Genomic DNA, 7,251 nt, shown 5'->3' with positions numbered 1-7,251 from the left:
CTGTTTCCACTTACAAAGGCTTCAATACCGTTCGCTTCGTACTTGGATATCCATCTATATATCTCGTCACGATTCATTCCATAAACATCTTGTAATTGAGAATAGGCAACCTTACCCGACTTATACGCTTCTATGATTTCTATTTTCTTCTCTGGAGTGAATTTTATTTTGCCCATAAAAAATCCTCCTAAAGTAGATTTTGGTTTTTTCCATGGTCTACTTTAGGAGGATCATATCACATACGCCCCAACTTTTATGCAGTTGCAAAGCAAATGTGTTTGATGCGCGCAGCCGCGCGTATTACTGACATTCATCGACAAGATACTTTTCAGCAGACTTCGTCTGCAAAAAAGTCTCTTTACGTTTTCACGCCCGCGGCGCCCCACCGCAGACCGCTGCCTACCGCCGCGGCGCAGAAACAAACAAACCACGCATCAGTGCCATCAGACCCTGAATGATCAGCACCACCGCTACCACGAAGGACACCGCTACCACGGCGATCATCGGCCGGAACAGCGTTGCGACCCCAAAAAACAGCACTGCCGCGCCAGCCACTGCCTGCGCCCCCCAAAACGGCATCCCCTGCCGGCGGTACAGCACCGCACCCATGACCTTAGTAATGCCCGAAATCACCGCCCAGACAGCCAGAATATAGGGCAGCAGTTCTGCCGCCAGCCAATCATTGCACAGAAACGCAATACCGATCAGCACATCGATGATCCCATCCGCATAAAACCAGACAGACGCGCCATACGCCCACTGCCGCGCCGCATACAACACCAGATCCGCAATGCCGGATACCAGCATCGTCAATCCGAACAGCCATGCGATTGAAGTCAGCGTCGCTTTCGGGTTGATCAAAAAGTATAATCCCATGACCAGCAGAAACACCCCGACCAAGATCCAGACTACACTTCCGGGCTTGTTTTTCATAACCTCACTTCCCCTTTTCTCTGCGCTCAGGCCTGCGTTTTTTCCAGCAATGCCATAAACTCTTCTCCGGTGATCGTTTCCCGTTCGAGCAGATAATGCGCCAAGCGGTGCAGCGCTTCCCTGTTCTCCTGCAAAATACCGATCGCCTTTTCGTGCGCCTGCTTGACCGTCTCTACCACCTCACGGTCGATCTCCGCCGCCGTCTCCGCCGAGCAGACCAGCGAGGTATCCCCCGCCAGATACTGATTGGTCACCGCTTCCAGTGCCACCATGTCGAATTTACGGCTCATGCCGTAGCGCGTGATCATAGCACGGGTCATCTTAGTCGCCTGTTCGATATCATTGGAAGCACCGGTCGTGACCGAACCAAAGATCAATTCCTCCGCCGCCCGGCCGCCGGTCAGCGTAGCCACCTTGTTCAGCAGTTCTTCCCGGCTCATCAGATAGTGTTCACCCTCATCCACCTGCATCGTATAGCCGAGTGCGCCCGAAGTACGCGGCACGATCGTGATTTTCGTGACTGGCGCGGAATCCGTCTGCCGCGCCGCAACCAACGCGTGGCCGATCTCGTGATAGGCAACGATCTCCTTTTCCTTGGGGTTCAGCACCGCATTTTTGCGCTGTGCACCGGCAATCACTGTTTCCACGCTTTCCTCCAGATCCGCCTGTGTTACGGTGTTCCGCCCCAAGCGAACCGCGCGCAGCGCCGCCTCGTTGATAATATTGGCAAGATCTGCGCCGGACGCGCCCGAAGTGGCACGGGCTACTGCATTAAAATCGATCGGTCCCGCCATATGCACATCCTTCGCGTGCACCCGCAGGATCGCACTGCGCCCCTTCAGATCGGGCAGCTCCACCGGGATCCGGCGGTCAAACCGGCCCGGACGCAGCAGCGCCGGGTCGAGCGATTCCGGCCGGTTGGTCGCCGCCAGAATGACAACGCCCTTGGTACCGTCAAACCCGTCCATCTCGGTCAGCAGCTGATTGAGCGTCTGTTCCCGCTCATCGTTGCCGCCCATTCCTGCGCCGTCACGTTTTTTGCCGATGGTATCGATCTCATCGATAAACACGATGCAGGGCGCCTTTTCTCCCGCCTGCTTGAACAGATCGCGCACCTTAGCAGCACCCATGCCGACGAACATCTCCACAAACTCCGATCCCGAGATCGAGAAAAACGGCACGTGCGCCTCGCCCGCCACCGCTTTGGCCAGCAGTGTTTTGCCGGTGCCCGGCGGGCCGACCAACAGCGCCCCCTTGGGCAGCTTGGCGCCGATCGCAGCATATTTTCCCGGGTTATGCAGGAAATCAACGATCTCCGTCAGCGCCTCCTTCGCTTCATCCTGCCCGGCCACATCGGCAAAGGTTTTACCGGTTTCGGTTTCCGCGTAGATTTTGGCATTCGATTTGCCGAAATTCATCACGTTGCCGCCCATGTTTTTCATCATGCGTCTGCTCATCCACTGACCAAATGCAATAATGAGAATAATCGGAATCGCATAGCCAACCAACAGGCTAAGCAGCGGCGAAGTCCGGGTCGGGATTTCGGCGGCAAACTTTACCTTCGCGCCGATCAGCCGTTCGACCAACCCCTGATCCGGAAAAATCCCGGTTTTGTAGATCTGCTTTTTCCCATCCTGCTCCTTGCTTTCAAACAAGATCTGATCATCTGTTTTTTCATACGCAATGGTTTCGACCTGACCTGCATCCACCATGGAAAGAAACTCATCATAGCCGACCTCGACCACCCGCCGCTGCGCCAGCATCGGCACCAGCAGCCAGTTGAGCAGCATCAGCACCAATAACGTAACCACATAATAAAATATCAGCGGTTTTCTCGGTGTTTTGGGTTTTTTACCCGGTTCCACCATATAATTCACCTAACCTTCCAGTTGTTCGAGCAGGGCATCCAAGTTTCCCTGCATTTTTTGCATGATTTGCCGCACAAGCTGCAATTCCTCCGGGCGGATCCCCCGATGCAGCTCCACCGCAATACGGCGGCCGTTCTGTACCAGCCGCTCTGCTACCGCGCGGCCTTCCCCGCGCAGACGCAAATGAACCATCCTGCGGTCGTCCCGATCCCGTTCGCAGTCCAAAAAAACCACGGCGGTGCAGGCCGCTTACGCTGCGTGCAACCAGCGCCTTGGAGATTCCGCAGCTCTGCGCGATATCGGTCGCCGTATCCCGCCCGGGTGCATTGCGGCCGAGGAACAGCAGCACTGCAATTTCGTTCGGCGTCAGCCGGCAGTCTTCCACCGCACAGCGGAAGCAGCTTCTGTACAGTTTTTCCACCATCACTGCTTCATGCAAAAACGCTTCTTCCCAATCAGGCACTTCGGCACCTCCCCCGCCCTAACAGTTCACTTGTTAACCATATGATACGGCAGATCGTTTTCTCTGTCAACGCTGCGATTATGGACATTCTGCAAATTCTGCTGCAAAACATCCTGTCCTGAAACAGCCGGGACAGCGTGAGGCTATCGAAAAGCTGCGTTTTCCGACAATCTGAGGTTGGACTGCGCCAAACACAGACGAGAAAAACAAAAGCTGAGGTACACGCCCTCAGCTTTTGTGTATTTGCGATGCAAATGCTGTTTCAGATGCGCTGCCGCGCGTATAGTGGATACTCGTCGGTAAGATGCTTTTTTCGACAAGCTGACGCTGTTCCCATATCAGCCAATCCCGGAACAGGCATCACTTCATGCTGCCGCCGGTCCCCCAGTTGGCAAATTCACTATAAGTCAGATAAATCGCGTTCTCCGGCAGTCCGGTCGTCTGCTGCACGGCCTGAAATGCCGCTTCGGTAAATGCTTTTTTGTTTGCAAACTCCGTCGCGCCAAAACAGCGGACATCCAAAAATGCCAGTTCCCGCTTTTCCCCGGCCATATACATGGTATGCCCGTCCGCAATATCCACCATCAGCCGCGCCTCACTCTTGCCCGGGATCACGGCAATGCGCTCTCCCAGAGCGGCCTTCAGGGTGTCTTTTTGCTCATCAGATAGTTTTTTCGACGTATTTACTGCAATATATGGCATAAAACAATCACTCCGTTCTTTGTTTTTTCTATTATATCACCTGCTGCCCAACAGGGCAAGGCAGTGAATTTATAAACGCTTTGTTAACTTTGTTCAAAAAGCCGTGCACCTCCCCTGTATTTTGTGGTATGATATTAGCAATAAGACAATGCTCACCGAACGGATGTGTGCTTATGAATATCAAGTGTACGCAAAATATTTATAAAAGCGCCAACGGTGTATCCAATGTGACCTATTATATTCTTGTACCCGAAGAAGTTGAAATCCGTGGTATTATACAGTTGGCGCACGGCATGTGTGAATATTTTTCGCGCTATACTGCGTTTGCCAAATATCTATGCGGTCTTGGCTTTATCGTGTGCGGAAACGACCATATCGGTCACGGGGCCTCCGTGGCTCGTCCCTCCGAACTCGGCTTTTTCAGCACACGCGACGGATGGAAATATCTTGTGGAAGATGTCGAGCAGCTCACCGAGCGGATGCAGCGCCGCTACCCCGACCTGCCGTATTTTTTGCTCGGCCACTCGATGGGTTCACTGATTGCCCGCCTGTGCCTGACCGATTACGGCAACCGGCTTGCCGGCTGCATCCTGATCGGTACCGCAGGGCCGAATGCAGCCGCCGCCAGTGCGGTGCGGCTGGCGGATTCGATCGCCCGTTCCCGTGGAATGACCTACCGCAGCGGTCTGCTGTCCAGCCTGACTTTCCGCGGCTATAACCGCCGCATCAAACAACCGCACACGGTGTTTGACTGGCTCAGCCGGGACGAGGATGTCGTATCACTTTACCAGTCGGATGAAAAATGCAATTTCATCTTCACCGCTACCGGTTTCCGCGACCTGTACACCCTGCTGATTAAGGCCAATGCCGTGCAGACCTTCCGCCGCACGCCGCACGATTTGCCGCTGCTGTTCCTTGCCGGCGACAAGGATCCCGTCGGCCGCTATGGCGAAGGGGTGCGCCGCGTAGTCAACTTGTATCGCGGTGCAGGCGTGAAAAACATCGAGGTCATTTTCTACAAGGATGCCCGGCACGAGGTGCTGAACGAGCTTGGGCGGCTGGACGCTTTCGCGGATATTTCCCGCTGGCTTGAGTCCCAACTCACCGCCTGCGCCGAACCGACGCACGAAACAGCGCAGCCCACTGCCACCTGAACCGTAAGGAGACTTCTATGCTGCTTTCCACCACCGAAACATTGCCGGGCACGTCCTACACCGTACTGGGACTGGTTCGCGGCAGCACAGTACAGTGCAAAAACGTCGGACACGACATTATGAACAGCCTGAAAAATCTGGTCGGCGGAGAAATGGACTCCTATACCGAGCTGATGGATGAGGCCCGTCAAACCGCAACCGACCGCATGATTTCCGCTGCTGTACAGGCAGGTGCGGACGCCATCATTGCCATTCGCTACACGGCTTCTGAAATCGCACCCGGCGCAGCCGAGGTCATGGCTTACGGCACGGCTGTCAAATTTGCATAACTGTCAAAACCGCCCTGCATCATTATGATGCAGGGCGGTTTTATTACAGATGCAGCAGTTCGGATGGATACGAAACACAGCGGTCAACTGGCAGGCCTTCCGGCACATGCCCGCCCCAAAGCGCAAGTACGCTCATAATCCCCGCCGAGCGGGCACAGTCCATATCAAATGCGCTGTCCCCGATATAAACCGCCTGTTCCGGTACGCAATCCAGCCGCCGCAGGCATTCCAGCGCTTCATCCGGCGCCGGCTTGGGATGTGCCACATCGTCCGAACACACAATGGTATCGAAATATTCCTGTAAGCCAAGCGGCTTGACCCCATCCGCAAACTGCGCACGGGTGCGCGAGGTAACCACACCCAGCTTGCAGCCTGCTGCACGCAATGCGCGCAGCGTATCCAGAATGCCGTCGTAAATCGTCACATTGTGCAAATTCGCATACGCCATATTCTCCCACCGGCGCAGCACCGCATCCCGCTGTTCTTCCGGCACGCCGAAATATGCCAATCCCTGCCGCCCGGTCATGCCAAAGGCTTTTTTCAGCATCTCCTGTGTATATGGATAGCCGCCTTCCTCCAAAATCTGCGCCAAAGCAGGCAAATAAACGCCGGACGAGTCTATCAAGGTACCGTCCACATCAAAAATAAAGCAATTCATGCAATCCCTCCTCGGTTTGTTCGTATGCCAGCCGAAACAGCCCGGCACTGTAATCCTGCGCAAATTCCTGTGACAAAATGATCTCCGGCACTGCCCGCTCCGGCAATGTCTGCGCACAGGCCCGGCGAATGCGCTCCACCTTGCCCGACAGCAGCGGATTATCATACAAAATGACCCGCGCCGGGTTGACCAGCGCCGCATACGCCCGGATAATCTGCATATAATACGCAGTCATATCCGCCCCCTGAAAATTCGTCCGCACGTACTCCAGATTGTTCTTAATGGGCAGATAATGCAGTTCGCCCGCAAAGGCTGACGCCCCTTCGAACGCCTTGCCGCCCACCGACGTACTTGCACGCATGCCGGACGATCCCAGATAAATGCACACGGTCACACCGTCCCAGCCATTTTCCCGGACACAGTAGCCAGTAGAGGCCAAATGTACATCTCGCACCGCGGTCGCAGACACACCCGCTGCCCGGCTGAGCCGCTCCGACAGGCTGACCCCCGCCAGCTCCGGATAACATTCACATTCTCCCGCCACGCCGCCTTGCAGCGGACAATCCACGCCAAGCGCCGCACCGCCCAGATGCGAATAGGTCTCCCGCACCTGTGCTGCCATCCTGTCCAGCGCTTGCAGAACCGTATCTTCCTGCGGCAGGACGGTCTGCTCCAATACTTCTCCGGCTAAATCCCGCACTTCATACGACAACTGCCGCCCTTCCAAGCGCGCACACAGCATTACGCGGAAGCGCGGATCGCGCATATAACGCTTGGCACACCGTCCCCCCGTCGAAGCGGCCGGCTCGATCTCACGCAGCTCACCATGCTGCACCAGCTCATCCACCGTGCGGCTGACCGTCGGGAAGCTCAGCCCGGTCGCGCGCACCAGATCATTTTTGCTCATCTCACCGCCCCAGCGCACAGCCCTGCGCACCAGTTCGATGTTGATACGGCGCAGCCCTGTTGCATCCGCCATCCGATCATCCCTCCGCCCCACTTATTAACGCACCTTTAATAATTGCAGTATAGCATAGCCGTGCACGCCCTGTCAACACGGTTCACCGCTGCCGCCGTCCGGTTCCGCTTATCGAAAAGTATTCTGTCAATGGGGCTCCCACCATACGCGCGACAGCGCGCGTAA

General features: G+C 55.6%; 9 protein-coding genes and 1 pseudogene. 2 read left to right on the top strand and 8 right to left on the bottom strand.

What is annotated here, in order from left to right; translation table 11 throughout:
* The 6 genes and pseudogenes from T363_RS16785 to T363_RS0105500 form a co-directional block, all read right to left on the bottom strand.
* Nucleotides 1-176: helix-turn-helix domain-containing protein (locus tag T363_RS16785; protein ID WP_154658747.1), on the bottom strand; the 176-nt coding region annotated here is incomplete at its 3' end.
* 223 nt (nucleotides 177-399) lie between these two features.
* The gene (locus tag T363_RS0105515; RefSeq protein WP_031474030.1) at nucleotides 400-933 is read right to left on the bottom strand and encodes an HdeD family acid-resistance protein; all 534 of its coding nucleotides are present in this window, start codon (nucleotides 931-933) and stop codon (nucleotides 400-402) included.
* A 26-nt stretch (nucleotides 934-959) separates the two neighbouring features.
* Nucleotides 960-2,801, bottom strand: a complete 1,842-nt coding sequence (ftsH, locus tag T363_RS0105510) for an ATP-dependent zinc metalloprotease FtsH (protein WP_031474028.1) — start codon at nucleotides 2,799-2,801, stop codon at nucleotides 960-962.
* Nucleotides 2,802-2,810: 9 nt separating this feature from the next.
* The gene (locus T363_RS16545; protein ID WP_242840236.1) at nucleotides 2,811-2,993 is read right to left on the bottom strand and encodes a hypothetical protein; all 183 of its coding nucleotides are present in this window, start codon (nucleotides 2,991-2,993) and stop codon (nucleotides 2,811-2,813) included.
* Between the two features lie 46 nt (nucleotides 2,994-3,039).
* Nucleotides 3,040-3,225 (bottom strand): annotated as a pseudogene (locus tag T363_RS16780) (MarR family transcriptional regulator); the annotation flags it as partial.
* Nucleotides 3,226-3,624: 399 nt separating this feature from the next.
* Nucleotides 3,625-3,966, bottom strand: a complete 342-nt coding sequence (locus T363_RS0105500; protein WP_031474026.1) for a phenylpyruvate tautomerase MIF-related protein — start codon at nucleotides 3,964-3,966, stop codon at nucleotides 3,625-3,627.
* 173 nt (nucleotides 3,967-4,139) lie between these two features.
* On the opposite strand from T363_RS0105500, the gene T363_RS0105495 reads away from it, so the two are divergent.
* Both T363_RS0105495 and T363_RS0105490 read left to right on the top strand, forming a co-directional pair.
* Nucleotides 4,140-5,120, top strand: a complete 981-nt coding sequence (locus tag T363_RS0105495; RefSeq protein ID WP_051643112.1) for an alpha/beta fold hydrolase — start codon at nucleotides 4,140-4,142, stop codon at nucleotides 5,118-5,120.
* A gap of 17 nt (nucleotides 5,121-5,137) precedes the next feature.
* On the top strand, nucleotides 5,138-5,449 hold the full coding sequence (locus tag T363_RS0105490; protein ID WP_031474022.1) for a YbjQ family protein: 312 nt from the start codon (nucleotides 5,138-5,140) through the stop codon (nucleotides 5,447-5,449).
* 43 nt (nucleotides 5,450-5,492) lie between these two features.
* Here the strand turns inward: T363_RS0105490 and T363_RS0105485 are convergent, their stop codons facing one another.
* Complete coding sequence (locus tag T363_RS0105485) at nucleotides 5,493-6,107, bottom strand: HAD family hydrolase (RefSeq protein ID WP_034971772.1); 615 nt, start codon at nucleotides 6,105-6,107, stop codon at nucleotides 5,493-5,495.
* Nucleotides 6,088-7,086, bottom strand: a complete 999-nt coding sequence (locus T363_RS16225; protein ID WP_031474018.1) for an ROK family protein — start codon at nucleotides 7,084-7,086, stop codon at nucleotides 6,088-6,090. Before T363_RS16225 ends, T363_RS0105485 begins: the two co-directional genes overlap by 20 nt.
* Between the last annotated feature and the right edge of the window lie 165 nt (nucleotides 7,087-7,251).

The sequence above is a fragment of the Agathobaculum desmolans ATCC 43058 genome (assembly GCF_000701665.1).
Classification (GTDB): domain Bacteria; phylum Bacillota; class Clostridia; order Oscillospirales; family Butyricicoccaceae; genus Agathobaculum; species Agathobaculum desmolans.
This window is presented reverse-complemented; position numbering and strand designations above follow the sequence as displayed.

Coding starts and splice junctions, on each gene's coding strand:
- T363_RS16545 (WP_242840236.1), bottom strand. CDS start 2,993: ATGGTTCATTTGCGTCTGCGCGGGGAAGGCCGCGCGGTAGCAGAGCGG.
- T363_RS0105485 (WP_034971772.1), bottom strand. CDS start 6,107: ATGAATTGCTTTATTTTTGATGTGGACGGTACCTTGATAGACTCGTCC.
- T363_RS0105490 (WP_031474022.1), top strand. CDS start 5,138: ATGCTGCTTTCCACCACCGAAACATTGCCGGGCACGTCCTACACCGTA.
- T363_RS0105500 (WP_031474026.1), bottom strand. CDS start 3,966: ATGCCATATATTGCAGTAAATACGTCGAAAAAACTATCTGATGAGCAA.
- T363_RS0105495 (WP_051643112.1), top strand. CDS start 4,140: ATGAATATCAAGTGTACGCAAAATATTTATAAAAGCGCCAACGGTGTA.
- T363_RS16225 (WP_031474018.1), bottom strand. CDS start 7,086: ATGGCGGATGCAACAGGGCTGCGCCGTATCAACATCGAACTGGTGCGC.
- ftsH (WP_031474028.1), bottom strand. CDS start 2,801: ATGGTGGAACCGGGTAAAAAACCCAAAACACCGAGAAAACCGCTGATA.
- T363_RS0105515 (WP_031474030.1), bottom strand. CDS start 933: ATGAAAAACAAGCCCGGAAGTGTAGTCTGGATCTTGGTCGGGGTGTTT.